Source organism: Bradyrhizobium sp. AZCC 1578 (assembly GCF_036924675.1).
Classification (GTDB): domain Bacteria; phylum Pseudomonadota; class Alphaproteobacteria; order Rhizobiales; family Xanthobacteraceae; genus Bradyrhizobium.
Window position 1 is genome coordinate 4,809,315 of the sequence record NZ_JAZHRZ010000001.1, and the last position, 24,805, is coordinate 4,834,119.

26 protein-coding genes are annotated in these 24,805 nt (G+C 64.0%); 17 read left to right on the top strand and 9 right to left on the bottom strand.

The window, feature by feature from the left end:
* Nucleotides 1-23 precede the first annotated feature (23 nt).
* Nucleotides 24-1,211, bottom strand: a complete 1,188-nt coding sequence (locus V1290_RS23035; RefSeq protein WP_334366504.1) for an ABC transporter substrate-binding protein — start codon at nt 1,209-1,211, stop codon at nt 24-26.
* Nucleotides 1,212-1,265: 54 nt separating this feature from the next.
* A complete protein-coding gene (locus tag V1290_RS23040) occupies nt 1,266-2,240 on the bottom strand; it encodes an NAD(P)H-dependent flavin oxidoreductase (RefSeq protein ID WP_334366505.1) in 975 nt (324 codons plus the stop codon).
* Between the two features lie 209 nt (nt 2,241-2,449).
* Here V1290_RS23040 and V1290_RS23045 point away from each other — a divergent pair, with 209 nt between their 5' ends.
* On the top strand, nt 2,450-3,337 hold the full coding sequence (locus V1290_RS23045) for a LysR family transcriptional regulator (protein WP_334366506.1): 888 nt from the start codon (nt 2,450-2,452) through the stop codon (nt 3,335-3,337).
* On the opposite strand, the gene V1290_RS23050 is transcribed toward V1290_RS23045, so the two are convergent.
* The gene (locus V1290_RS23050) at nt 3,294-3,986 is read right to left on the bottom strand and encodes a DNA-3-methyladenine glycosylase family protein (protein WP_334369145.1); all 693 of its coding nucleotides are present in this window, start codon (nt 3,984-3,986) and stop codon (nt 3,294-3,296) included. The two genes, V1290_RS23045 and V1290_RS23050, sit on opposite strands and share 44 nt — an antisense overlap.
* A gap of 185 nt (nt 3,987-4,171) precedes the next feature.
* Between V1290_RS23050 and gluQRS the strand changes: the two genes are divergently transcribed.
* Both gluQRS and V1290_RS23060 read left to right on the top strand, forming a co-directional pair.
* A complete protein-coding gene (gluQRS, locus tag V1290_RS23055; RefSeq protein ID WP_334366507.1) occupies nt 4,172-5,074 on the top strand; it encodes a tRNA glutamyl-Q(34) synthetase GluQRS in 903 nt (300 codons plus the stop codon).
* 64 nt (nt 5,075-5,138) lie between these two features.
* Complete coding sequence (locus V1290_RS23060; RefSeq protein ID WP_334366508.1) at nt 5,139-6,395, top strand: ATP-binding protein; 1,257 nt, start codon at nt 5,139-5,141, stop codon at nt 6,393-6,395.
* On the opposite strand, the gene V1290_RS23065 is transcribed toward V1290_RS23060, so the two are convergent.
* Entirely contained in the window at nt 6,319-7,212 is an 894-nt protein-coding gene (locus V1290_RS23065; protein ID WP_334366509.1) for a YihY/virulence factor BrkB family protein, read from the bottom strand. The genes V1290_RS23060 and V1290_RS23065 overlap by 77 nt on opposite strands.
* A gap of 146 nt (nt 7,213-7,358) precedes the next feature.
* Here V1290_RS23065 and V1290_RS23070 point away from each other — a divergent pair, with 146 nt between their 5' ends.
* From V1290_RS23070 to V1290_RS23095, 6 genes are all read left to right on the top strand, one after another.
* Nucleotides 7,359-7,553 carry a twin transmembrane helix small protein gene (locus tag V1290_RS23070; RefSeq protein WP_334366510.1) on the top strand — a complete coding sequence of 65 codons (195 nt, stop codon included), beginning with the start codon at nt 7,359-7,361 and terminating at the stop codon, nt 7,551-7,553.
* Between the two features lie 23 nt (nt 7,554-7,576).
* Nucleotides 7,577-8,149 carry a cob(I)yrinic acid a,c-diamide adenosyltransferase gene (locus tag V1290_RS23075; RefSeq protein ID WP_334366511.1) on the top strand — a complete coding sequence of 191 codons (573 nt, stop codon included), beginning with the start codon at nt 7,577-7,579 and terminating at the stop codon, nt 8,147-8,149.
* A gap of 138 nt (nt 8,150-8,287) precedes the next feature.
* Nucleotides 8,288-9,037: an electron transfer flavoprotein subunit beta/FixA family protein gene (locus tag V1290_RS23080; protein ID WP_334366512.1), complete on the top strand. Its 750-nt coding sequence runs from the start codon at nt 8,288-8,290 to the stop codon at nt 9,035-9,037.
* Complete coding sequence (locus V1290_RS23085; protein ID WP_334366513.1) at nt 9,037-9,981, top strand: electron transfer flavoprotein subunit alpha/FixB family protein; 945 nt, start codon at nt 9,037-9,039, stop codon at nt 9,979-9,981. The genes V1290_RS23080 and V1290_RS23085 overlap by 1 nt, the downstream gene beginning before the upstream one ends.
* A gap of 188 nt (nt 9,982-10,169) precedes the next feature.
* Nucleotides 10,170-11,051: a 3-hydroxybutyryl-CoA dehydrogenase gene (locus tag V1290_RS23090; protein WP_334366514.1), complete on the top strand. Its 882-nt coding sequence runs from the start codon at nt 10,170-10,172 to the stop codon at nt 11,049-11,051.
* A gap of 122 nt (nt 11,052-11,173) precedes the next feature.
* Nucleotides 11,174-11,362 carry a putative motility protein gene (locus V1290_RS23095; protein WP_028348190.1) on the top strand — a complete coding sequence of 63 codons (189 nt, stop codon included), beginning with the start codon at nt 11,174-11,176 and terminating at the stop codon, nt 11,360-11,362.
* A gap of 96 nt (nt 11,363-11,458) precedes the next feature.
* On the opposite strand, the gene tlpA is transcribed toward V1290_RS23095, so the two are convergent.
* On the bottom strand, nt 11,459-12,136 hold the full coding sequence (gene tlpA / locus V1290_RS23100; RefSeq protein WP_442893707.1) for a thiol:disulfide interchange protein TlpA: 678 nt from the start codon (nt 12,134-12,136) through the stop codon (nt 11,459-11,461).
* A 135-nt stretch (nt 12,137-12,271) separates the two neighbouring features.
* On the opposite strand from tlpA, the gene argH reads away from it, so the two are divergent.
* The 3 genes from argH (at nt 12,272) to lysA (ending at nt 15,330) form a co-directional block, all read left to right on the top strand.
* The gene (gene argH / locus V1290_RS23105) at nt 12,272-13,669 is read left to right on the top strand and encodes an argininosuccinate lyase (protein WP_334366516.1); all 1,398 of its coding nucleotides are present in this window, start codon (nt 12,272-12,274) and stop codon (nt 13,667-13,669) included.
* 124 nt (nt 13,670-13,793) lie between these two features.
* A complete protein-coding gene (gene lptM, locus V1290_RS23110; RefSeq protein ID WP_334366517.1) occupies nt 13,794-14,057 on the top strand; it encodes an LPS translocon maturation chaperone LptM in 264 nt (87 codons plus the stop codon).
* A gap of 7 nt (nt 14,058-14,064) precedes the next feature.
* Nucleotides 14,065-15,330 carry a diaminopimelate decarboxylase gene (gene lysA / locus V1290_RS23115; protein WP_334366518.1) on the top strand — a complete coding sequence of 422 codons (1,266 nt, stop codon included), beginning with the start codon at nt 14,065-14,067 and terminating at the stop codon, nt 15,328-15,330.
* 169 nt (nt 15,331-15,499) lie between these two features.
* On the opposite strand, the gene V1290_RS23120 is transcribed toward lysA, so the two are convergent.
* Nucleotides 15,500-16,411, bottom strand: a complete 912-nt coding sequence (locus V1290_RS23120) for an NAD(P)-dependent oxidoreductase (protein WP_334366519.1) — start codon at nt 16,409-16,411, stop codon at nt 15,500-15,502.
* Nucleotides 16,412-16,422: 11 nt separating this feature from the next.
* On the bottom strand, nt 16,423-16,803 hold the full coding sequence (locus V1290_RS23125) for a carboxymuconolactone decarboxylase family protein (RefSeq protein ID WP_065743820.1): 381 nt from the start codon (nt 16,801-16,803) through the stop codon (nt 16,423-16,425).
* Between the two features lie 169 nt (nt 16,804-16,972).
* Here V1290_RS23125 and V1290_RS23130 point away from each other — a divergent pair, with 169 nt between their 5' ends.
* Nucleotides 16,973-19,612, top strand: coding sequence for a TIGR02302 family protein (locus V1290_RS23130; protein ID WP_334366520.1), 2,640 nt, complete (start codon nt 16,973-16,975; stop codon nt 19,610-19,612).
* A gap of 156 nt (nt 19,613-19,768) precedes the next feature.
* Here V1290_RS23130 and V1290_RS23135 read toward each other — a convergent pair whose 3' ends face one another.
* Nucleotides 19,769-20,146 carry a response regulator gene (locus tag V1290_RS23135; RefSeq protein ID WP_334366521.1) on the bottom strand — a complete coding sequence of 126 codons (378 nt, stop codon included), beginning with the start codon at nt 20,144-20,146 and terminating at the stop codon, nt 19,769-19,771.
* A gap of 39 nt (nt 20,147-20,185) precedes the next feature.
* Nucleotides 20,186-21,121: an MJ0042-type zinc finger domain-containing protein gene (locus tag V1290_RS23140; RefSeq protein ID WP_442895009.1), complete on the bottom strand. Its 936-nt coding sequence runs from the start codon at nt 21,119-21,121 to the stop codon at nt 20,186-20,188.
* Nucleotides 21,122-21,373: 252 nt separating this feature from the next.
* Here V1290_RS23140 and ftsE point away from each other — a divergent pair, with 252 nt between their 5' ends.
* From ftsE to V1290_RS23165, 4 genes are all read left to right on the top strand, one after another.
* Complete coding sequence (gene ftsE / locus V1290_RS23150; RefSeq protein WP_028348200.1) at nt 21,374-22,033, top strand: cell division ATP-binding protein FtsE; 660 nt, start codon at nt 21,374-21,376, stop codon at nt 22,031-22,033.
* Nucleotides 22,026-22,997: a cell division protein FtsX gene (locus tag V1290_RS23155; protein ID WP_334366522.1), complete on the top strand. Its 972-nt coding sequence runs from the start codon at nt 22,026-22,028 to the stop codon at nt 22,995-22,997. Before ftsE ends, V1290_RS23155 begins: the two co-directional genes overlap by 8 nt.
* A gap of 116 nt (nt 22,998-23,113) precedes the next feature.
* Nucleotides 23,114-23,827, top strand: coding sequence for a YdcF family protein (locus V1290_RS23160; protein ID WP_334369147.1), 714 nt, complete (start codon nt 23,114-23,116; stop codon nt 23,825-23,827).
* A 141-nt stretch (nt 23,828-23,968) separates the two neighbouring features.
* A complete protein-coding gene (locus V1290_RS23165; RefSeq protein WP_334366523.1) occupies nt 23,969-24,721 on the top strand; it encodes a sulfite exporter TauE/SafE family protein in 753 nt (250 codons plus the stop codon).
* Nucleotides 24,722-24,805: the final 84 nt, after the last annotated feature.

Here is a 24,805-nt window from a genome sequence, read left to right on the forward strand (position 1 = left end):
CCGGCCGGCCGAAGCCCTCAGCCCTAGCCATCATCCAGAATTTCGTCGAAGCCGATCCAGCTTTTGCCGTCGAAGCGACGCAGCCTCAATTGCTGGAACGGCAGATAGTCGTCGGCATCGGTCGATACCGTGATGCCCGGCAGCAACAGCGGCAACGGCACCTCGCGCAGCGACGCCGCCTGTTTAATGATGTTCTCGCGGCTGAGATCGCCCTTGCAGGCCATCAGAACTTTCACCATGAGGTTGGCATAATGATAGCCGGCGGCGTAGTTCGAATTGGTCAAATCCGCATTCGGCAGATACTGCTTCATGAAGGCGAAATATTCCTTCACGCCGGGATCATTGGCCCATTGCGCGTCCAGCGTGTCCTTCACGTTGCTGGATGAGATCAGGCCGACGGCGTTCTCCAGGCCAGCCGGTTCCAGGAACGAGATCGATGAGGCTGAGGTCGGCACGAATAACAGGTCAGGCTTCCAGTTGATCTCGGCCACGCCCTTGATCATCTGCGAGGTGAATTTGCCGAGCACGACGCCGAACATCACGTTGGCGCCGGAGACCTTCAGCGTCGCAAGTTGCGAGCTGATGGTCGGCGCGCTGGTTTCGTAAGTTGCTTCCGACACGATCATGGTCGCGGCCTTGTCTCCCAGGCCGCGCTTGAAGCCGGCGACGTAATCACGGCCGAAATCGTCGTTTTGCGAAAGGATGGCGATTTTGGCGTCAGGCTTGGTCCGCAGGATATGCTTGGCATAGACGACGCCTTCGGACTGGTAGGCCGCCATTCCCGGCATGGTCCAGCGGAAATTCTTCGGATCGGCCCATTTGGTCGCGCCGCTGAGCACGAAGAGTTGCGGCACCTTCTTGCCGTTGAGGTAGCGATGCACCGCGTTGTTGGTGGCGGTCCCGAGCGAACCGAACATCAGCAGCACTTCCTCCTGTTCGACGAGTTTTCGGGTCTGCTCGACCGTCTTGGGCGGCGAGTAGGCGTCGTCGAGGCTGATGAACTTGATCTTGCGGCCGTTGATGCCGCCTTCGGCATTGATCTTCTCGAAATAGGCCTCCTGCGCCCGGCCGATGATGCCGAAGCCGGATGCCGGGCCGCTGTAGGGCAGCGTCTGGCCGATGCGGATCTCGTCTTTGTCGCCCTCGGCGAGAGCGGCGGTACTTGCCAACACCGCGAATGCGATCGTCACTAAAGGTCGCGACACCCTCATTGTTTCCGTCCCTCTGTTTTGTTTTATTTGATTGGCTGTTGAAACCGGCGCGTCTTAGGCGCGCGCTCGGCTGAGAAAGTCACTGCTTGCGTCGGCGAATTCGCACCTGAGGCGCTCCACCAGTTCGGCGACCGGCGGCGCATCCGCAATCTGGCCGATGCCCTGGCCGGAGCCCCAGATGTCGCGCCACGCCTTGGCCTTGGTGTTGCCGCCGGAGCCGAAATTCATCTTCGACTTGTCGCTTTGCGGCAGATTGGCGGGATCGAGCCCCGCGGCCACGATCGACGGGCCGAGATAATTGCCGTGCACGCCGGTGAACAGGTTGGAATAGACGATGTCATGGGCGGCGTGGTCGATCAGCGCGGCCTTGTAGGCCGGATCGGCATTGGCCTCCCGCGTCGCGATGAAGCGCGTGCCCATGTAGGCCATGTCGGCGCCAAGCGCGAGCGCCGACGCGATACCCCAGCCATCTGAGATCGCACCCGACAGCAGCACGGTGCCCTTGAACCACTGCTTCACTTCGCGCAGCAGCGCGAACGGCGACAGCGTGCCGGCATGGCCGCCGGCGCCGGCGCAGACCAGGATCAGGCCGTCGACGCCGTGCTCGGCCGCCTTCCGCGCATGCTTGACGTTGATCACGTCGTGGAACACGACGCCGCCATAGGAATGCGCGGCCTCGACGATTTCGATCGGCGGGCGCAGCGAGGTGATGATGACCGGAACCTGGTGCTTCACGCAGGTCTCCATGTCCTTCATCAGCCGGTCGTTGGACGAATGGCAGATCTGGTTGACCGCGTAGGGCGCGACCTTCTTTTCCGGATGCAGCGCCTTGTACTCGCCCAGCTCGTTCTCGATTCGGCTCAGCCATTCGTCGAGCTTTTCGACCGGTCGCGCGTTCAGCGCCGGAAACGAGCCGACGATGCCGGCCTTGCACTGGGCGATGACGAGCTCGGGCCCGGAGACGATGAACAAGGGGGAGCCGACCACCGGCAGTTCGAGCGAATTGGCAAGCGAAGCGGGCAACGGCATTCGGTCTCTCCCTTGCAACGCAAAGCCGGGACTTAAAATCCGGACTGCGTCGATGATGTTGATTGAGGGCGCCGTACCGCGGGCGGAGCCGCCGGCCGGGCGCTGTTGTTGCCGCCACTATAAGGCTGGACGGCAGCCGCCATCCGTTCAATATTGAACAGATGTTTATCCAGCTATGAACAGGCCGATCTAAACCGCGGGGAGCACCGATGGACTGGGACCTGTGCAAGACCTTCGTCGCGGTGGCCGAGACCGGCAGCTTCGCGGCGGCCGCGCGCCGCTTGCGCTCCAGTCATCCGACGGTTGGGCGCAAGATCGCCGAACTCGAAGGTCAGCTCGGCATTCCCCTGTTCGCCCGGTCCAACGAAGGTCTTTCGCTGACTTCGCACGGGCAGAAATTTCGCGAGCATGTCGATGCGATGGCCGCGGCGGCGTTGCGCGCCGAAGCCGCTGTATCGGCGACCGGTGCGCAGGCGCGCGGCGTGGTCAAGCTGTCGATCGGCGCCACGCTCGCCTCACACTGGCTGATGCCGCGGCTCGGGCCGTTCCTGCGCCAGCACGACCATATTCAGCTCGAGATTATCACCCATCCGTATCCGGCGAGCGTCCGCCGCCGCGAGGCCGATGTCGTGCTGCGTCCCGTCGATAGCGGCCAGGAGAATTTGATCGGCCGCAAGATTGGCCGGCTTGGCACCGGCTTTTACGCCTCGCGCGATTATGCCGCACGGCGGCGCCTGCCTGAGCGGCGCGACGAATGGAAGGGCCACAGCGTCATCGGCTTCGCCGACCGGTTGTCGAACGAGCGGCTGGCGCGCTGGAGCGACGCGATCACGCGGCAGGGTTCAATGGTGATGCGCTGCTCCTCGCAAGGCGACATGCTCGCCGCCGCACGCGCCGGTCTTGGAATTTCGACACTGTCCTGTTTCGTCGCCACCGCCTATCCGGAACTCGTCCGCGTCGCCCCGCAAAAACTCGTCAGCGTGGCCGATCTCTGGTTGCTCGCGCATCCCGATCTCGTCGACCTCTCCGCGGTGCGCGCCGTGATCGATTTCGTCACCGCTTGCGCTCGGGAGGATCGGGTGAGGTTGCGGGGATGAGCTTGTCGGGAAGCACGCCTTCCCGTTTCTTCAGCACGCGATAATAGCTCCACCACAGATGCGCCGCCGCGCCGCGCAGGGGACGCCACGGTTCCGCCAGCGGCGCCATCTGCTTGACGGTCGGGCGCGTTTTCAGGCCAAGCCCGATCTTCACGGCCTCCTGCACCGCGAGGTCGCCAGCCGGCCAGGCGTCGCCATGGCCGAGGCAGAACAGCAAATAGATGTCGGCAGTCCAGGGGCCGATGCCGGGCAGCGCGGTCAGCGTGTGATGGGCGGCATCCGCATCCTCTTCCGCCAGCACCTCGAGATTGAGCCGCTCGGCAGCCAGTTCGCGCGCGATGTTCTTCAGCGTCTTGATCTTGGCGGCCGAAAGCCCGAGCCGGCCGAGGCGGTCGGCGCGGGTCTTGCGGATGACCTCGTGATCGAACGGATCGAACGCGGCCGTCAGCCGCGCCCAGATCGCGCCGGCGCTGGCGGTGGACAATTGCTGGCCGCAGACGATTGCAGCTAACCCCGCGAACCCCGGCGCGCGCTGCCGCAGCGCCGGCATGCCTGTGAGATCAAAAATCGGCTTGAGCCTTGGGTCTTGCTTGACCAACGCGTGGACGGCGTCTTCGAGATCGGACTGGCTGTTGAGGTGGATGGTCATTTCGAATGCTGTCAACTCACTGTCATGCGCGGGCTTGCCGGCTCCGCTAAGCTTCGCCGGTCCGACGCTGGTGCGCCCGGCGAAGCATTGGCGTAGCCGGGACCCGCGCATCCAACATATATCGTAAAGGGTTCATGAACGATGGATTGCCGGGGCAAGCCCGGCAATGACAGTGTTGATAACTGATGCCGCCACCCGTTTTCCGATTTGCCCCCAGCCCGAACGGCTACCTCCATCTCGGCCACGCCTATTCGGCGCTCCTGAATTTTGACCTCGCGCGCGAGCGCGGTGGGCGGTTTCTGCTGCGGATCGAGGATATCGATGCGACGCGTTGCCGGCCGGAATTCGAGGCGGCGATCTATGAAGACCTCGCCTGGCTCGGGATTTCCTGGGAAACGCCGGTGCGGCGGCAATCGGAACATTTTGCGCGCTATCGCGAAGCGGTTGAAAAATTGGCAGGCTTAGGCCTGATCTATCCGAGCTTCGAGAGCCGCGCGGAAATCGGCCGTCTGATCGCGCAACGCGAGGCCGGGGCGCCCTGGCCGCGCGATCCCGACGGCGCGCCGCTCTATCCGGGCGTCGCGAAATCGCTGCCGCCGGACCGGCGCCAAGAGTTGATCGCGCAAGGCGCGCCTTACGCGCTGCGGCTCGACATGCAGGCGGCGCTCGCGTGCACGAAGGAACTGGCCTGGCAGGAGGAGGGTGCAGGGCCCGGTGGCGAGACCGGCGTCGTCGCCGCGCGCCCTGAAGCGTGGGGCGACGTCATCCTGGCGCGCAAGGAGACGCCGACCAGCTATCATCTCTCGGTCGTGATCGACGACGCCCTGCAGGGCGTGACCGACGTGGTAAGGGGCAGGGACCTGTTCTGGTCGACGAGCGTCCACCTGCTGTTGCAACAGTTGCTCGGTATCCCGCAACCGGTGTATCGGCATCACCGCCTCATCGAGGATGCGTCGGGACTCAAGCTGTCGAAATCGACGCAAGCCACGGCCTTGCGCGAATTGCGAGGGCAAGGTGTCACCCCTGCGGGTATTCGCAGTCTCGTCGGCTTGTCCAACGATTCCTGTAGTACTACTGCCGGTTGTTGAAAACGTCTCCGTGACACCAGCCGCCATCGCGTGTCATGCTGGTCGCGGCAGAGGAAGGGGGACCATGGCGGCAAAGCGGCGCTCACCAGGCACCACGGGAACAGTCAAGAAGCGGCGAGCGAAAAAGCGCGTATCCGGCGCCGCGGTCAAAAAACGCGGCACGCGCAAGTCCGCCATCGCTGCGCCCGGCATGGTCGAGACCGCACTGGCGGCCTTTGCTCACGAGGTCCGCACGCCGCTGACCGGCATTCTCGCGATCAGCAATCTGCTCGCGACCTCGGACCTCGACGAACGCGGACGGCGCTGGGTCGACACCATCAAGGCGGGCGCGGAACATCTGGCGAGCCTTGCGACCCTGTTCGTCGACGCCGCGCGCAGCGGCGGTCCGGGCCTCGAGGTGCGGCAGGACTTCTTCGACCTGCAGACGCTTGCCCGCAATGCCGGCGATTCGCTGACCGGGCGCGCCGCGGCCAAGGGCCTGCAGTCGTCGGTCGATATTTCCGAAAAGCTTCCAGGGTTTGCGATCGGCGATCCCGTCCGCCTGCGCGCCGCACTGGAGAACCTGATCGACAATGCGGTAAAATTCACTGAACAGGGCAGCGTTGGGCTGCAGGTCACGCCTGTGCGGGGTCCGAAGGGCAAGGTCGCTGTTTCATTCGCGATCTCCGACAGCGGGATCGGCCTTGCGCTGAGCGAAATCAAGCGCCTGTTCCGGCCGTTCTCGCAGGCCAATGCCTCCATTGCATCGCGCTTCGGCGGCGCCGGGCTCGGGTTGTCGTCGGTCAAGCAACTGGCGCGTGCCATGGGCGGCGACATCACCGTGACGCAACGCCGCGGCGGCGGCACCACCTTTACCCTCAACGTCGTAATGTCGCCCGCAAAGGACGTCGTGACGGCGGCGCCCGGTGCCGATGGCGAGGTATCGATCAGTTCGCCTCGGCCATTGCGCCTGCTCAGCGTCGAGGACAATCCGTTCGGCCGTGTCGTGCTCAACACGATCCTGACCGAACTCGGTCATCAGACCGACTTCATCGGCCAGGGCGAGGCGGCGCCCGAGCGGCTCGCGCAAGGCGCATTCGATGCGGTGTTGATGGACATGGTCCTGCCGGGAATCGACGGGGTCGAGGCGATCAGACGCATTCGCGCGCTGGAGCCGCCGCTCGGGCGCATTCCGATCATCGGCATATCAGGCCGCAGCGAGGACGAGGCGGCGTCGCGCGCCGCCGGCGCCGAGATCTTTCTGGTCAAGCCTGTGAGCCCGCGCGCCCTGGCGACTGCGCTGCATGCAGCGACATCCCCTTCGGCAGTTGCGACTTCATGATGGCTGCGTTCAGTTCGCCGCCGAAGACGAAAATCGCCGAAATGAAATACAGAAACACCAGCGCGATGATGACCGAGGCAAGCCCCGCATACATCGTCACGTAATTGCTGGCGAAGCGCGCCAGATACTGGCCGAACACGACGCCCGAGATCAGCGATCCCACCATCGTAAAGACGATGCCCGGAAGGATCTGCAGAAAACTCCGCCGGCCGCAGGGCAGCCAGGCATGCAGCACAAACAGCGCCACTGTCATCGCCGTGATCGTGATGCCATAGCGGGCGAAGGTGAGAAGGCTTTCGTTGGACTCGACGAAGAACGGAATGTGGCGGCGCGCCGTCTCCAGGATCAGCGGACCGAGCACGATCAGGAACGCCATCAACAGCGACGTGACGGCGGCGACCAGCGTATAGCCGATCGATTCCAGCCGCAGCCAGTACCACGCCCGCGGCTCGACCACCGAATAGGCGCGGTTCAGCGCGACCCGCAGCGCCTCGACGCCGTTGGAGGCGAAATAGACCGCCAGCACCGCACCGACGGTCAGGATGTCGCCGCGCGTCGTCGTCAGCACGTCGTGGATTTCGCCTGACAGCGCGTCGGCGACCTGTTGCGGCCAGGTTTGCAGCAACAGTCCGACGGCCCCATCGGCCAGTTCCTTGGAGCCGAAAAAGCCAGCCAGCGACGTCAGCACGATCAGGAACGGAAATAGCGCCATCAACGTCGACAGCGCGATGTGGCTCGCGATCGCCCAGCCGTCATCGGCGAGGAACGTATAAAACGCCTCCATGACGACGAGGTAGACGTAGCGAATGAGCTTCACATCTCACCTCGATCGGGGTATCGCGGTCCGGTCCTAAAGCCGGGGCTAGCATCTGATATTATTGGGTTAAAAGCCAGATCGTCGAGCAATAGTGCGAGAGTTGTGATCGTGTGGAAGTCAGCGCCTCGCGGTGTTATGTACCGCCGATGATATCCTTTCTGAGTTCGATCGTCCTCCCCATCGCGCTTGCGGCCGTGGCTATCGTGCTGTTGCTCGGCCTCGTCAACATGATGCGGGGCGGCTCGCCGAACCGCTCGCAGAGCCTGATGCGGCTTCGGGTGCTGCTGCAGTTCATCGCCATCGTCATCACCATGGTCGTGGTGTGGGCGTTGGGTAGATAAGGATCAGGAAAGGGGAAGCGGCCATGGTCGTGCTCAACCGCATCTATACGAAGACCGGCGACGACGGCACCACGGCGCTCGGCAGCGGCGAACGCCGCCCGAAATACGATCTGCGCATTAGCGCCTACGGCACCGTAGATGAGACCAATGCCGCTATCGGCGTGGTGAGGCTGCATCTCGGCGATGCCCGCGAACTCGATGCAATGCTCGGCCGGATCCAGAACGATTTGTTCGATCTCGGCGCCGACCTTGCGGTGCCCCAGCGCGACGGCAAGGCCGAGCGGCTCCGGATGCTGTCGAGCCAGGTCGAGCGGCTCGAGCGCGACATCGATGCGCTGAACGATCATCTCGCGCCGCTGACCTCGTTCGTGTTGCCCGGCGGTACCCCCGCTGCCGCATACCTGCACCTCGCCCGTACCATATGCCGCAGGGCGGAACGGGTCATGGTGGAACTCGCCGCGCGGCCCGAGGAGCCGGTGAGCGCGGCTGCCATTCAGTATATGAACCGCCTGTCCGATTTCCTGTTCGTGGCCAGCCGCGCCATGAACGATAATGGGGCCGGAGACGTGTTGTGGGTGCCGGGTCAGAACCGTTAAGGTAGGCCTTGAAGGTAGGGCCTTCGGGGGCCGATTTTTGGCTTTCGCGCGTTGACCGCCGATAGCGGGACCTTTAGGTTCCGCGCCCAAGCTAATAACAAGCTGATCAAACCCCAGAATTCAAGCGAAAGAGGATCGATGAAGGTTCTTGTGCCGGTAAAGCGGGTGGTCGATTTCAACGTCAAGGTCCGCGTCAAGAGCGACGGAACGGGCGTGGAACTCGCTAACGTGAAGATGTCGATGAATCCGTTCGACGAAATCGCGGTCGAGGAAGCGTTGCGGCTGAAGGAAGCCGGCAAGGCGACCGAGGTGGTGGTGGTGTCGATTGGCCCGGCGCAGGCATCGGAGACGATCCGGACTGGTCTCGCCATGGGCGCCGACCGCGGCATCCTGGTCAAGGCCGAAGGCAATGTCGAGCCGCTGGCGGTCGCGAAGCTTCTCAAAGCCGTAGCGGATGCCGAGAAGCCCGGCCTCATCATTCTCGGCAAGCAGGCGATCGACGACGATTCGAACCAGACCGGCCAGATGCTGGCCGCCCTGCTCGGCTGGTCGCAGGCGACATTTGCCTCCAAGCTCGAAGTTGAAGGCGCAGACTTCAAGGTTACGCGCGAGGTCGACGGCGGCCTGCAGACCGTGAAGCTGAAGGGACCGGCGATCGTCACCACCGACCTGCGGCTGAACGAGCCGCGCTATGCGTCGCTGCCCAACATCATGAAGGCAAAGAAGAAGCCGATCGACGACAAGAGCGCCGCCGATTACGGCGTCGATCTCACGCCGCATCTCGAAGTGCTCAAGACATCGGAACCGCCCGGCCGCAAGGGTGGCGTCAAGGTCAAGGACGTCGCTGAGCTCGTTTCCAAACTCAAGACCGAAGCCGGGGTTCTCTGATGACGACGCTATTGATTGCCGAACACGACAACGCGTCGATCAAGGATGCCACCAACAAGACGCTGACGGCAGCCGCTGCGCTCGGCGCCGACGTGCATGTGCTGGTCGCCGGCGAGAACGCCAAGGGTGCGGCCGATGCCGCAGCCAAGCTTGCCGGCGTCAAGAAGGTGCTGCTCGCGGACAATGCCGCCTATGCCCATGATCTCGCCGAGCCGCTGGCCGCGCTGATCGTGTCGCTGGCCTCCGGTTACGATGCTCTCGTCGCGCCTGCGACCTCGCGCTTCAAGAACGTGATGCCGCGCGTCGCAGCTCTGCTCGACGTGATGCAGGTGTCCGAGATCATCAAGGTGGTTTCGCCCGATATCTTCGAGCGGCCGATCTATGCCGGCAACGCGATCCAGACGGTGAAGTCCAAGGACGCCAAGAAGGTCATCACGGTGCGGACTTCGACCTTTGCCGCGGCAGGTGAGGGCGGCAGTGCTCCGGTGGAGAACGCCGCCGCTGCGGCCGATCCGGGCCTCTCCAGCTTCATCGGCGAAGAGGTGGCGAAGAGCGACCGTCCGGAACTGACCTCGGCAAAGATCATCGTTTCCGGCGGCCGCGCCATGCAGAGCCGCGAGAACTTTGCCAAGTATATCGAGCCGCTCGCCGACAAGCTCGGCGCCGGCGTCGGCGCCTCGCGCGCCGCGGTCGATGCCGGCTATGCGCCCAACGACTGGCAGGTCGGCCAGACCGGCAAGGTGGTCGCTCCGGAACTATACGTCGCAATCGGCATCTCCGGCGCGATCCAGCATCTCGCCGGCATGAAGGATTCCAAGGTGATCGTTGCGATCAACAAGGATGAAGACGCGCCGATCTTCCAGGTCGCCGATTACGGCCTGGTCGCGGACCTCTATCAGGCGGTTCCTGAACTGACCGACGCGCTCGGCAAGCTCGGAAAGTAACGGAACACCGGCCGGACGCGCAAACGTCCGGCTGGTGTTTACCTTAAGCGGATGCGGGCGAAGGGGATTAAGCTTCGCGTGAAGAATACGTGCCAATGGTGGGACTGAAACCTCGCGTCTGATGATATCGTAGCTGAGGTTTAGAGATGAACAGGCGCGATATGCGCGCCGTTCCGGTGGATGACAAAATGGCGGTGACAATCAAGAAGGTCGGCGTGATCGGCTCGGGCCAGATGGGCCACGGGATTGCGCATGTGGCGGCGCTCGCCGGCTTGGACGTGGTGCTCAACGACGTCTCCGACGAACGACTGAAATCGGCGATGGCGACCATCAACGGCCATTTGTCGCGCCAGGTTGCCAAGCAGATCATTACCGAGGACGCGCGCAAGAAGGCGCTGGAGCGGATTACCTCCACCGAGACGCTCGACGGGCTTTCGGATTGCGACCTCGTAATCGAGACCGCGGTCGAAAAGGAAGAGGTCAAGCGCAAGATCTTTCACGAACTCTGCGCGGTATTGAAGCCGGAAGCGATCGTCGCCACCAACTCCTCGTCGATCTCGATCACCCGGCTCGCCGCCTCGACCGACCGTCCCGAGCGCTTCATCGGCATTCACTTCATGAATCCGGTGCCGCAGATGGAACTGGTCGAGCTGATCCGCGGCATCGCCACCGACGATTTGACGTTCGACACCGCCAGGGAATTCGTCACGAAACTCGGCAAGCAGATCGCGGTGTCCGAGGATTTCCCGGCGTTCATCGTCAACCGCATCCTGCTGCCGATGATCAACGAGGCGATCTACACGCTCTATGAGGGTGTCGGCAACGTCGAGGCGATCGACGCCGCCATGAAGCTCGGCGCGCACCATCCGATGGGGCCGCTGGAACTGGCCGATTTCATCGGGCTCGATACCTGTCTGTCGATCATGCAGGTACTGCATGAGGGGCTGGCGGATTCGAAATACCGGCCGTGCCCGCTCTTGGTGAAATATGTTGAAGCCGGTTGGCTGGGGCGCAAAACCCAGCGCGGTTTCTACGACTACCGCGGCGACAAACCGGTCCCGACGCGCTGACGATCGAGAATTCGTACAGATTCGTCGGTTGCACTCAGCTCACTTCTCCACCGCTCAGTTTCGCCAAGCATTCATTAACCGGTGCCGGGGTACGGTGCCCTCAGGTTTGAGGAGTGCTGCGTATGGATATGATGGCTATGGTTTCGAGCATGCTTGCGATGCAGGCGGCGGGCACGCAGCAGCAGATCCAGACCTCGATCATCAAGCAGAATGCGGACGCCGAAAAGGCCGCGGTTCAGACGCTGCTCGGCACGCCCTCGACCGCCAATCTCGCCCCCGGCGTCGGCGGCAACCTCAATATAGCGGCTTGACAGTCTTGTAGGGTGGGCCAAGGCGCGCCTGCGCCGTATCCACCATCGTTGCGCCCGGACAGGGTTTTGGTGGGCACGCTTCGCTTTGCCTAGCGCCTAACTCCCCGCCTTCATCGGCTGCATCGCGGCCTTGATCAGCTTGATGGCGTCGTCACTGGCCCATTCGGCGGGACCGGCAAGGTTGGCGATCTCGCAGCCCTGGGCGTCCACCAGCAGCGAGGTCGGCATGCCCAGCGCCTTGCCTATGCTCTTAAGATCCTGAAAAACCTTGGCTTTCTGGTCGGCGAAATAGCCGAGCCGGGTCAGATTGGCCTCTTTCAGGAAGTTCTTCGGCTTCTCGGGGTCGCGGGTGTCGATGTTGATGGCGACCACCTCGAAATCCTTGCCGCCGAGCTTGGCCTGCAGGCTGTCGAGTGCCGGCATTTCCTTGCGACAAGGCACGCACCAGGTGGCCCACAGGTTCACCAGCACCGTCTTGCCGCGCCATTCCGACAGCTTTCTTGGCTTACCCTCGGCATCCTCGAAGGCGAGGTCGGGCAGCCGCAGCGGTGTCGTCGCCATGGTCAGCGCGGCCACCTCGCCATGCGCCAGAGGCGATATCTTGCGGGCCAGTTCGACGGCTGCCGCACAGGACGGATCGCCGCCCGTTCCGCGCTTGAAGCCGCCGAGCCCGTAAAACGCGCCCAATCCGACGACGCCCGCAGCCGCTACCGCGCCGATGGCGATCGGGATCCGGCGCCTCGTGGCGGGGCGGGGCGGGGACATTTCGGGCATATCGTTTGTCATCCTGTGTCAGATACGGCTATGCAGGGCTCAAGAATGCGATCGGGGTTACGGTCGAATTACGGTCGAAACCGGCGCGGCGTTTCGCGCTGCTACGACGATATAGATGGCAGGGCTTGGGAAGTCATGAGCAACAAGATGTGGGGCGGCCGGTTCAGCGAGCGCCCCGATGCGATCATGGAGGAAATCAACGTCTCGATCGACGTCGATCGTCACCTCTATGCCCAGGACATTGCCGCGTCCAAGGCCCACGCTGCAATGCTTGCCGCGCAAGGCATTATCACCGCGAGTGATGCGAAAAATATCGGCAAGGGTCTAGACACGATTTTGTCAGAGATCGGCAAGGGCTCGTTCGACTTCAAGCGCGCGCTCGAAGACATCCATATGAATGTCGAGAGCCGGCTTTCCGAATTGATAGGGCCCGCCGCGGGGCGGCTGCACACCGCCCGCTCGCGCAACGACCAGGTGGCGACCGATTTCCGGCTCTATGTCCGCGACACGATCGACGAGATGGATGCGGCGCTGGCCGGCTTCCAGCATGCTTTGGCTGCCCGCGCGCTGGAGCATGCCGCAACCGTGATGCCGGGCTTCACTCATCTGCAGACCGCCCAGCCCGTCACCTTCGGGCATCATCTGCTCGCCTATGTCGAGATGGCGGCGCGCGACCGCGGCCGTTTTGCCGACGCGCGCAAGCGGCTGAACGAATCGCCGCTCGGCGCCGCGGCGCTCGCCGGAACCTCGTTTCCGATCGATCGCGCTGCCACGGCCAAGGCGCTCGGCTTCGACCGCCCCATGGCCAATTCGCTGGACGCGGTATCGGACCGCGACTTCGTGCTCGAAACCCTATCGGCGGCGTCGATCGCGGCCGTGCATATGTCGCGCTTTGCCGAGGAGATCGTGATCTGGACCTCGCCGCTGGTGGGGCTGGTGCGGCTCTCCGACAAGTTCACCACCGGCTCCTCGATCATGCCGCAGAAGCGCAATCCGGACGCGGCCGAACTGGTGCGCGCCAAGACCGGCCGGGTGATCGGCGCGCTCAACGGGCTCTTGATCGTGATGAAGGGGCTGCCGCTCGCCTATCAAAAGGACATGCAGGAGGACAAGCAGGGCGCGATGGAGGCGTTTTCCGCGCTCTCGCTCGCGATTCGCGCCATGACCGGCATGGTGCTCGATCTCGTCCCCGACGAGGCGCGGATGAAGGCCGCGGCCGGCGAGGGCTACGCCACCGCCACCGATCTCGCCGACTGGCTGGTGCGGATGCTGAAAATGCCGTTCCGCGACGCCCATCATGTTACCGGGCGAATCGTGGCGCTCGCGTCGAAGCAGGGCGTGGCGCTGCACGAATTGCCGCTCAAGGTGATGCAGGAGGTCGAGCCTGACATCACCGCGGACGCCCTGCGCGTGCTGTCGGTGGAGGCCTCGGTCAAAAGCCGGACCAGTTATGGCGGCACCGCGCCGAAGAACGTGCTTTCGCAGGCCAAAGCCTGGCTGAAACGGCTGGAAAAAGAGCAAAAATCGGGCTGAGCGAAAATTTCGCTCCAGTTTCTTGGGTTTTTCCTTGGGTTTTTCTTGGGTTTCCGTGGCCGATCGGCACTCGCCAGACTGCGGCAACCTTTGTATGGTGCGGCGCGCATTGGGGATTTTCGTCGTGATCAGTAACTACCGCCCGTCATCGTCGGGATGGGCCATCATCGTGTTGAGTGTGACCGCGCTCGCACTCGGCGGCTGCGGACGCAAGGGCGGGCTCGATTTGCCGCCAAGTGCGCCGCCGCAGGCGCAGGCCACGTCGGATACCGAGGCCGAGCGCGCGGCGCAGCCCGGCGTCTTCAATTCGACCTATGGATCCGAGGCGGGCCCCAGCGCCCCCAAGGGCGGCAAGAAGAAATTCGTTCTCGATCCGCTGCTGGACTGAGCACGCCATGAATCACTTCGACTATCGCAACGGCGTGCTGCACGCCGAGGCCGTGAATCTGTCCGAACTCGCGGATGCCGTCGGCACGCCGTTCTATTGCTATTCGACCGCGACGCTGGAGCGCCACTACCGCGTCTTCACCGAGGCCTTTGCCGGCGAGAAGACGCTGGTCTGCTACGCCATGAAGGCCAATTCCAACCAGGCGGTGCTGCGCACGCTGGCGAAACTTGGTGCCGGCGCCGATGTCGTCTCCGGCGGCGAGTTGAAGCGGGCGCTGGCGGCGGGGATTCCGCCCGGCAAGATTCTGTTTTCCGGCGTCGGCAAGACCGAGATGGAACTGCGCGCGGCGCTCGCGGCCGATATCCTCTGCATCAACGTCGAGTCCGAACCCGAACTGGAACTGCTGTCGAAGCTCGCGGTCGAGACCGGCAAGACCGCGCGGATTTCGTTGCGGGTCAACCCTGACGTCGACGCCGGCACGCATGCCAAGATCGCCACCGGCAAGTCCGAGAACAAGTTCGGCATTCCCATTGCACGCGCACGCGAGGTCTATGCCCGTGCGGCCAGCTTACCGGGGATCGAGGTGACCGGCACCGATATGCACATCGGCAGCCAGATCACTGATCTCTCCAAGATGGAAACCGCGTTCCGGATTCTTTCCGAATTCGTGCAGACGCTGCGCGCCGACGGCCACACGATCTCGCATATCGATTTCGGCGGCGGGCTCGGCATCCCCTATCACGCCGACCGCGAGGCGCCGCCATTGCCGTCGGCCTATGCCGCGATGGTCAAGCGGGTGACGCACAATCTCGGTTGTACGCTGATGTTCGAGCCCGGGCGGATGATCGTCGGCAATGCCGGCATCCTCGTCTCCCGCGTCATCTATGTGAAGCCGGGCGAAGCCAAGAACTTCGTCATCATCGACGCCGCGATGAACGATCTGATCCGCCCGACGCTCTACGAAGCCCACCATGACATCCTCCCGGTTCGCGAGCCGGCCAAGGATGCGCAGACGATCACGGCCGACGTGGTCGGACCCGTCTGCGAGACCGGCGACTATCTCGCGCTCGATCGCAATTTGCCCGAGCCCAAGGCCGGCGATCTCCTGGCCATCATGACCGCCGGCGCCTATGGCGCGGTGCAGTCCGGCTTCTACAATACGCGGCCTTTGGTGCCGGAAGTCCTGGTCAAGGACGACCAGTACGCCGTGGTCCGCCCCCGCATCGAGGTCGATGAACTGATCGCGATGGATAAGCCCGCGCCGTGGCTGTGATCTGCGCCGTGATGACACCGGTAGCGCCACAATAACGCCGTCGTCCCTGCGAACGCAGGGACCCATAACCACAGGCGTTAATTGTTTCGCGACCTGCTCGTTATTTTTTTTCTAAGCAACACCGGCCGCGGAGTATGGATCCCTGCGTTCGCAGGGACGACGGCGGCGTCTATTCGGCCGCGTTACTTCTCTTCCCGCCACCGCCGACCACGACTCCCGCCGCCTTTTCGATCGGCTTGATCGCCGCGGTGAAATCCGACTCCGCGCCCTCGTCGCGGATGATGATCTCCCAGAGCCGTCCGACCGCTTCGGCGACTTCCATCGACAGTCCCAGCGATTTCATCTCCTCCAGCGCAAGTCGCACGTCCTTCACCATCAGTCCCGTGGCAAAGCCGAAATCGAAACTGCGCGGCAGCACCGAGCGCGGAAACTTGTCACGGCTTGCCGTGTTCAGCCCGGAACCTGCGTTGATAACGTCGATCATGACGGCTGGATCGAGCCCTGCCTTGACGCCCATCACAACCGCTTCCGAGGTCGCCACCATCGCGGTCGCCGACAGGAAGTTGTTCGCCAGTTTCATCGTTTGCGCCGAGCCGGGCTTTTCGCCGATGAAAAACACTTTTCCGATCACGTCGAGCGCGGGTTTTGTCAACTCGTAATCGGCGCGCGGGCCGGAGACCATCACGGCCAGCGTTCCCTTCTCGGCGCCGCCGACGCCGCCGCTGACGGGGCTGTCGATCTGCACGATGTCATTCTTCGCCAGAAGACCGTGAATCCTGGCCGCCATCTGCGAGCCGACGGTAGAGAGATCGACGAAGCGTTTGACGCGCCTCCCTTCGATCACGCCACCTGCGCCGGTCGCAACCTCAAGCGACGCCTGCAGCGACGGCAGGCTCGCCAGCACCGTCTCGCAGCGGTCGGCGATATCCTTCGGCGACGATGCCGCCTGCGCGCCGAGCGCGCCGAGCTTGCCTATGGCTTCCTGCCGCGTATCGAACACGGTGAGTTGATGCTTGGCCTCGATCAGGCGGCGCGCCATCGGGAAGCCCATCTTCCCGAGGCCGATGAATCCGATTTCCATGGTGCTGCGCCTCAGCCCTTGTCCAATTCCGCGAACACCTCGCGCGCGATGCGAAAGCTGTCGACGCCGGCAGGGATGCCGGCATAGATCGAAACCTGCATGAAGATCTCGCGGATCTCGTCGCGGCTGACGCCGTTGGTCAGCGCGCCCTTGATGTGCGCCTTCAGTTCGTGCGGACGGTTCAGGATCGAGATCATGGCCAGATTGAGCATGCTGCGGGTCTTGCGCGGCAGTTCCTCGCGGCCCCACACCGCGCCCCAGCAATATTCGGTGACGAGTTCCTGGAACGGCTTGTTAAAACTATCGGCGCTCTTCAGCGCGTTGTCGACATAGGCCTCGCCGAGCACCGCTTTGCGAATTTCCAGCCCCTTGTCGTGTGTCTTCTGGTCCATGTCGCTTCCTCGTATTTTTACGGTTCGGCGCGAACGTTACGGGGCGGGACGCCCGCAGTCACGCCTTCGTGTAATGTTATGCGTATTTCCGGGTGTGGGTTACCCCGGGGACGGGTGCCTCATTGCCGCCGTTGTGCTAGGCTGACTTGTCGACAACCCGGAGAGATTGTTGAGCGGCGCCACCCCCGACCCCACGAAGCCAGCGCGCGAGCCGGATGCCGTCGCGCGGCTTCAACTGACGCAGGCTCTGCAACGGGCCCAATACGCGATTGCGTGGGAACGTACCTGGCCAGGGCTCGTCCGGTTTCTGAGCGTCATTGGGCTGTTCCTGGTGGTGTCCTGGGCCGGATTGTGGCTGGCGCTGCCGTTCCTTGCACGCGCGATCTGCCTTGGCCTGTTCGCCCTCGCGGCGCTGGCCGCATTGTTCCCGCTCGTGCGGTTTCGCTGGCCGAGCCGCGAAGAGGCGTTGAGCCGGCTCGACCGCGGCACCGGCATTCGCCATCGCCCGGCGACCGCGCTGACCGACACACTCTCGATCAGTGATCCGATCGCGCAGGCGCTGTGGCGGGAGCAGCGGGAGCGCACGCTGGCCTCGATCAAGCGGATCCGCGCCGGGCTGCCTTCGCCGCGGCTGGCGATCCACGACCCCTGGGCGCTGCGTGCGCTGGTCATGGTAATGCTGGCGGCCGCCTATGTCGCCGCCGGCGACGAGCGCCGGCTACGAATTGCTGCGGCATTCGACTGGAACGGCGTGCTGGCGCCGGCCAACGTCCGGGTCGATGCCTGGGTGACTCCGCCGCTCTATACCGGCAAGCCGCCGGTCATTCTGTCTGCCGCCAACAGGGATGCGGCTTCTCCCGATAGCGGGGCACCATTGCCGGTGCCTGCAGGCAGCACGCTGCTGGTGCGCTCCAGCGGCGGCAATATCGACGTCGTGGTCGGCGGCGGCGTGACCGAGGTCGCGCCCAGCGAGCAGGCGCCGAAGGGCACCAACGAACGGCATTTCAAGATCACGGGTGACGGCACCGCGCATGTCCGCGCGCCCTCCGGCCAGCCGCTGTGGCGCTTCGCGGCGACGCCCGACCGTGCCCCGACCATCTCGCTGGCGAAAGATCCGGAGCGTCAGGCCCGCGGCTCGCTGCAGACGTCCTACAAGCTCGAGGATGACTACGGCGTCACCGAAGCGCGCGCGCAATTCGCCGTCCGTGTTCCCGATTCCGGCAAGGAAGGGAACAAGGAAGGTAACAAGGAAGACAAGAGCAAGGAGGCCGAGAAGGCCGAGCCACGGCCGCTGTTCGAGCCGCCGCAGTTTGCGCTGGTGCTGCCGAATGCGCGCACGCGCAATGGCGTCGGCCAGACCGTGAAGGATCTCAGCGAGGATCCCTATGCCGGCGCCGATGTGACGCTGACGCTCACGGCCAAGGACGAGGCCGGCAATGAGGGCAAGAGCGAGCCGTTCAACATGCGGCTGCCGGAACGGCTGTTCACCAAGCCGCTCGCCCGCGCCCTGATCGAACAACGCCGCATTCTGGCGCTCGATGCCAATCAGAATTCGCAAGTTTATACCGCCCTCGATGCGCTGATGATCGCGCCGGAACTGTTCACGCCCGAAGCCGGTCACTATCTCGGTCTCTTCAGTGTTAAGCACCAACTGGAGGAGGCGCGCACCGACGCCGCGCTGCGCGAGGTCGTCGCCAGCATGTGGGCGCTTGCCGTCACCATCGAGGACGGCAACATCACCGACGTCGAGAAGGCGCTGCGTGCGGCGCAGGACGCGCTCAAGCAGGCGCTGGAGCGTGGCGCCACCGATGAGGAGATCAAGAAGCTGACGGATAATCTGCGTGCTGCGCTGGACAATTTCCTGCGCCAGCTCGCCGAGCAGTTCCGCAACAACCCGCAGCAACAGGCGCGCCCGCTCGATCCCAACACGAAAATGTTGAGCCAGCAGGATCTCAAGAACATGCTCGACCGGCTGGAGCGGATGTCGCGTTCCGGCGACAAGGATGCCGCCAAGCAGCTATTGGAACAACTACAGCAGATGCTGGAAAATCTGCAGATGGCGCAGCCCGGCCAGGGCGGCGACAATGAGATGGAGCAGGCGCTGAACGAACTCGGCGACATGATCCGCAAGCAGCAGCAATTGCGCGACAAGACCTACAAGCAGGGCCAGGATTCGCGGCGCGACCGCATGCGCGGCAAGCAGGGTGACAAGCAGGGCGATCAGAGCATGGGCGACCTGCAGCAGGACCAGCAGGGCCTGCGCGACCGCCTGAAAAAGTTGCAGGAAGAGCTCGCCAAGCGCGGCATGGGCCCGGGCCAGCGCGGCCAGCAGGGTCAGCGTGGCGACCAGCAGGGCCAGCAGGGTCAAGGCCAGCAGGGGCAAGGCGGCGAGCAAGGCGATGGCGAGGACGGGCTCGATCAGGCCGATTCGGCCATGGGCGATGCCACCGGCCGGCTCGGCGAGGGCAATGCCGATGGCGCGGTGGACTCGCAGGGCCGTGCGCTGGACGCGCTGCGCAAGGGCGCCCAGAGCCTTGCGGAAGCCATGCAGCAGGGTGACGGCGATCAGCCGGGCGACGGCCCCGGCAACCCCAGAGGCCGCCAGCAGGGCGCCGCCAACTCGACCGATCCGCTCGGACGGCCGATGCGCCATAACGAATTCACCGACGACTATTCGGTGAAGATCCCCGGCGAGATCGACGTGCAGCGGGTCCGCCGGATATTGGAAGAACTGCGCCGCCGTCTCGGCGATTCGGCCCGTCCGCAGATCGAACTGGATTACATCGAGCGGCTGTTGAAGGATTATTGAGGGGCTAGGCCTGCGCGGCCGCCCTCGCGCAAACTGTCATCACCCGCGAAGGCGAAGGCGGGTGATCCAGTATTCCAGTGACGTCAGCGCTAGAATCGAAAGGCCGCGGCGTACTGGGTCCCCCGCCTTCGCGGGGGACGACGACCGTGGATTAACCTACCCGTTCTTCCCCGCCGCCAGCGCATCGGCCACAGCCGTACGGATGTCGTGCACCGAAAACGGTTTCGTCACCACGTCGTGCACGATCGCATTGAGGCCGGAGGCGCGTTCGCGCTGATCGGCGAAGCCCGTCATCAGCAGGATCTTCAGGTTGGGAAAATCCCGCGCCGCCGTCAGCGCCAGCGCGATGCCGTCCATGACCGGCATCTGGATGTCGGTCAAGAGCAGGTCGAATAGGCCTTGCTCGCGCGTCAGGATATCGAGCGCATCGGCGCCGTCCTCGGCGGTGACGGTCTCGTGGCCATCCATGGCGATGGCGCGCGCCACCAGCGAGCGCATGGAATCTTCGTCATCGGCAATCAGCACGCGTGGCATGAAGTCTTGATCTCTCGCCTTGCGGAAGCGCGGCCAGGTTCAGGCGTGGCCGGCCAGATCCCGCTTGTTGAAAAAGCGTACGTCAATATTACGGCCTTCGGGCGGCGGCGAAGCCAGCCGCGACTTGAAATAGGCGCGCTCGCCGGGCTTGAGCACCGGCTGTTCCAGTACCGCGTTCCAGGCGTAGATCTCGGCACCCTGCGCGTCGCGGACGGAGAAGCGCAGCCGCGGCAATTCGACCGGCTTTTTGGTCTCGCCGACGATCACGCCCTCGATGACCAGAACTGGCTTGCCGTCCACGGTCTCGTTGCTGATCTTGATGTCCTTGAACGCCAGCCCGCGCAGGTTCACTTCCAGCCCGACCATCTTGTAGAACGTCGCGGTTTGCGGTAGCAGCCGCACGATTTCGGTGCGCCAGATCATCAGCGCCAGTATCAGCGCGCCCATCGCGGCGCAGGCGGTCGGCAGGCCGACGGACGGGATGAACGGAATACGGGGCAGGGAGGGCAGCCGGAAAAGACGGGCCAGCCGCTCGCGGTGCGTGGTGATGGGGATATCCCCATGGTCTTCCGCATCGTGCCGGGCAACCGATGGCCAGTCGCTGTCGCCGCCTCTGTCGCCGCCTTGGCGCGACCCTTCGCCCTCGGCCGGCCAGCCTGCCGAAATCGAGGGACTGTCGACCACCGGGGTGTCCCGTTCCTCTTCCTCGCGCGCCATCGCCTCCCATTCGGCCGCGGCATCGCTTGCGGCCGGCTGACTCGATTGCGCCGGAGCTGGCGGAGCACTTGGCAGCGGAGCATTTGGCAGCGGAGCATTTGGCATGGCTGCCGGCATGGCGGCCAGTTCGATCGCGTCCTCGGGCCGCGCCAGCCAGGTTTCCTTGCAGCGGGAGCAGCGGACGGTGCGCCCGCCGGTCCCCAAGGTGGTCGGATTGATGGCGTAAGATGTTGTACAATGGGGACAAACGATATGCATGGAGCCCATCTCACCAGTGTCTTCGCCCGGATGCTACATACCGACCGTTAACGAATCGGAAACCATAACGGCCGCAAAACCGTTTTGTCCGGTTGGCGCCCAAACCAGCGGGCCACGAGCCCAAAGTTCAGGTTCGGGTCCAGGTTCAGGTTCAAGTCCGGGGTTTCCGGCCACGGTCCACGCCGAGCGGAGCTCGGCCACAGTCCATGCCGAGCGGAGCTCGGCCATGGTACATGTCGAGCGGAGCTGAGCTTGGTTCGGTTCGAAAATGTCGGTTTGCGCTACGGGCTCGGCCCGGAGATTTTGCGCGACCTTTCCTTCGTTATTCCCGCCCATTCCTTCCAGTTTCTCACCGGTCCCTCGGGCGCGGGCAAGACCTCGCTGCTGCGGCTGTTGTTTCTGTCGCTGCGGCCGACCCGCGGCCTCGTCAACCTGTTCGGCCAGGACGTCTCGCTGCTCGGCAAGGATCAGATTGCGGGTCTGCGCACGCGCATCGGTATCGTGCTGCAGGATTTTCGTCTGCTCGACCACATGACGACTTACGAGAACGTGGCGCTGCCGTTCCGCGTGATGGGCCGTGACGAATCCAGCTATCGCCGCGAGGTGATCGATCTCCTGAAGTGGGTCGGCCTCGGCGAGCGCATGGACGCGCTGCCGCCGATCCTGTCGGGCGGTGAGAAGCAGCGCGCGGCGATCGCGCGCGCGGTGATCTCGCGGCCGCAATTGCTGTTGGCGGACGAGCCGACCGGCAGCGTCGATCCGACGCTCGGCCGGCGCCTCTTGCGGCTGTTCATCGAATTGAACAGGCTGGGCACCGCGGTGATCATCGCGACCCATGACATCACGCTGATGGACCAGTACGAGGCGCGGCGGATGGTGCTGCACCAGGGACGGCTGCACATCTATGAGTAGGGCCGGTGACGAGCATGGGCCGTTGGTGGACCTCGGCAACGAACGTCCGCAGGTGCCGGCGCGGGCGCGTAACATGTCGCCGATCGTGCCGCGAGCGTCGATCTCCGGCCGTGCGCTGGTCGCCGTCGTCGCGATCATGACGTTCCTTGCTTCCATCACCACCGGCACCGTGCTGCTCGTCAGCGCATCGGCGGCGGAATGGCAGTCCGAAGTCGCCAGCGAAATCACCGTTCAGGTGCGCCCGCAGGCAGGGCGCGATCTCGAGCGCGACGCGGCCGCGGTGGTGGAGGCGATGCGGACGCAGCCCGGCATCGTCCAGGTCAAACCGTTCAGCAAGGATGAATCGGCCAGATTGCTGGAGCCGTGGCTCGGCAGCGGGCTGTCGATCGAGCAGTTGCCGGTGCCGCGCGTCGTCGTCGCGCGCGTCCAGCCCGGCACTACGCTCGACCTCGCGGCATTGCGCTCCAGGGTGACGCAAGTGGCGCCGTCGGCAAGCGTCGACGATCACCGCGCCTGGATCGAGCGCATGCGCTCGATGACCGGAGCTACCGTGTTTGCCGGCATCGGCATTCTCGCGCTGGTGATCGTGGCGACGATCATTTCGGTGTCGTTCGCCACCCGCGGCGCGATGGCGGCGAATCGCCCGATCGTCGAGGTGCTGCACTTCGTCGGCGCCGGCGATCGCTATATCGCCAACCATTTCCTGCGGCATTTTCTCCGGCTCGGGCTGGAGGGCGGGGTGATCGGCGGCGGCGCCGCGATGCTCGGTTTCGGCTTCTCCGAATCGATCGCCGGCTGGTTCTCGGGCACCCCTGTCGGCGATCAGTTCGCGGCGCTGCTCGGGACATTTTCGCTGCCGCCGTCCGGCTATCTGGCGCTGGCGGTACAGGCCGTGGCGATTGCCGCCATTACCGCCTGGGCGTCGCGGCGGACGCTGTTTGCGACGCTGGACGATATCGATTGATTCGGGCCATTGGTGTTTTCAAGTGAAGCAAGTCACGGACTTGACCCGCGGACCGGGACTCCACTTCGCGTGAAAACGTTCTAGAATTATCCGTGGGACGAGGGTTGCCGGACGATATGGATTTGCAGCACGACGATAGCACGCCGAGGGCGGGTGCCGCGCGGCCGCGCGGATGGCTGCGTGCGGTCATCGTCGGCTCAATGGCGATCCTGTTCGTCGCTGCGGCGGTAGGCTTCATCGCCTTTCTCTCGCAATTGCGCGGCGTCGAAATCAAGCCGGCGCGCAGCGCCGACGGGATCGTGGTCTTCACCGGCGGTTCGTCGCGGGTTTCGGATGCGATGGAATTGCTGGCCGGCGGCTACGGCAAGCGGCTATTGATTTCGGGTGTGCATCCGACCAACGCCGTGCGCGACATTTCCCGCTCGCTGCCCGACAACCAGTCGCTGCTCGGCTGTTGCGTCGATCTCGACCGCTCCGCGGTCAACACGCGCAGCAATGCCGCCGAGACGCGGCGCTGGGCGCAGGAGCGCGGCTTCAAGTCGCTGATCGTGGTGACGTCGAATTACCACATGCCGCGGGCCATTCTGGAATTGTCGCATGCGATGCCTGATGTCACGCTGATACCGTTCGCGGTGATCGGCGAAAAATGGCGCGACGAGCCGTGGTGGACCAGCGGCGCGACGCTGCGTCTGTTGCTGTCGGAATATGCGAAATATGTCGCCGCGGAGGTGCGCGTGCGCCTCGCCGGAGCGGGCATCGATCTCGTGCCGGAACCTTCCGATCAGCCTGCGCCCGCGCCGGGCCGGCCGGCGACGGCGCAAGTCAACTAGACTAGAGCGATTTTGCGGAACAGCAGTGCGTGTTGTTGATGAAATTGGGGACGTCTTTGGCTTGTTAAGAATATGAGGTCGATAGTGTGGACGCCGTGCTGGCGTTCGTAACCGGCGGAAACAGGTCGATCGGGGATTCCCATGTGGGACGACGTACTCCTTTACGTCATCATAGGCTTCGTCGCGCAAATGATCGATGGTGCGATCGGCATGGCCTACGGCGTAACGGCTACCTCTGTGCTCCTCGGCCTGGGCGTGCCTCCCGCCACCGCAAGCGCGTGTGTGCATGCGGCGGAGACATTCACCACCGGCGCCTCGGGTCTCGCCCATTGGCGCTTTGGCAATGTTGACCGCAAACTGCTCCTGCGTCTTGCCATTCCGGGAATGATTGGTGGGGCAATCGGCGCCTTTGCACTCTCCGAACTCCCCGGCGAAGCCTTGAAGCCTTTCATCAGCGCTTACCTCCTTCTGCTTGGCGCTTTTATCGTCTGGAAGGCGCTAGCGGCTCGCCCCATTGAGGCACCTACTCCGCGCGCAGTCGGCCCTCTGGGTTTGTTCGGCGGCGTCCTCGACGCCATTGGCGGAGGAGGATGGGGCCTGGTCGTGACCTCTACACTCCTTGGCCAAGGTGCGACGCCGCGCTACGCCATCGGCTCAGTCAACTTGGCCGAGTTTTTCGTCACTTTGACCATATCAACGACTTTCTTTCTCACCGTTGGCCTGAGCCTGTGGCCTATCATCGCCGGTCTTATCATCGGGGGAGTCATCGCGGCGCCGTTCGCAGCGCTTGCGACCAAACACATCCCGGATAAAGTCCTGATGCTTCTAGTCGGCTGCGTCGTAGTGCTCTTAAGCCTGCGCACAATCCTCATGGCACTCGCATCCGGTCCATAGGTCGGCTACGGGGGCGGTCACTAACAGACGTGCGCGGCCCCGACCTTCGAGGTCCGCTTTGCCTCCAATGGCGGATGCGGGCTA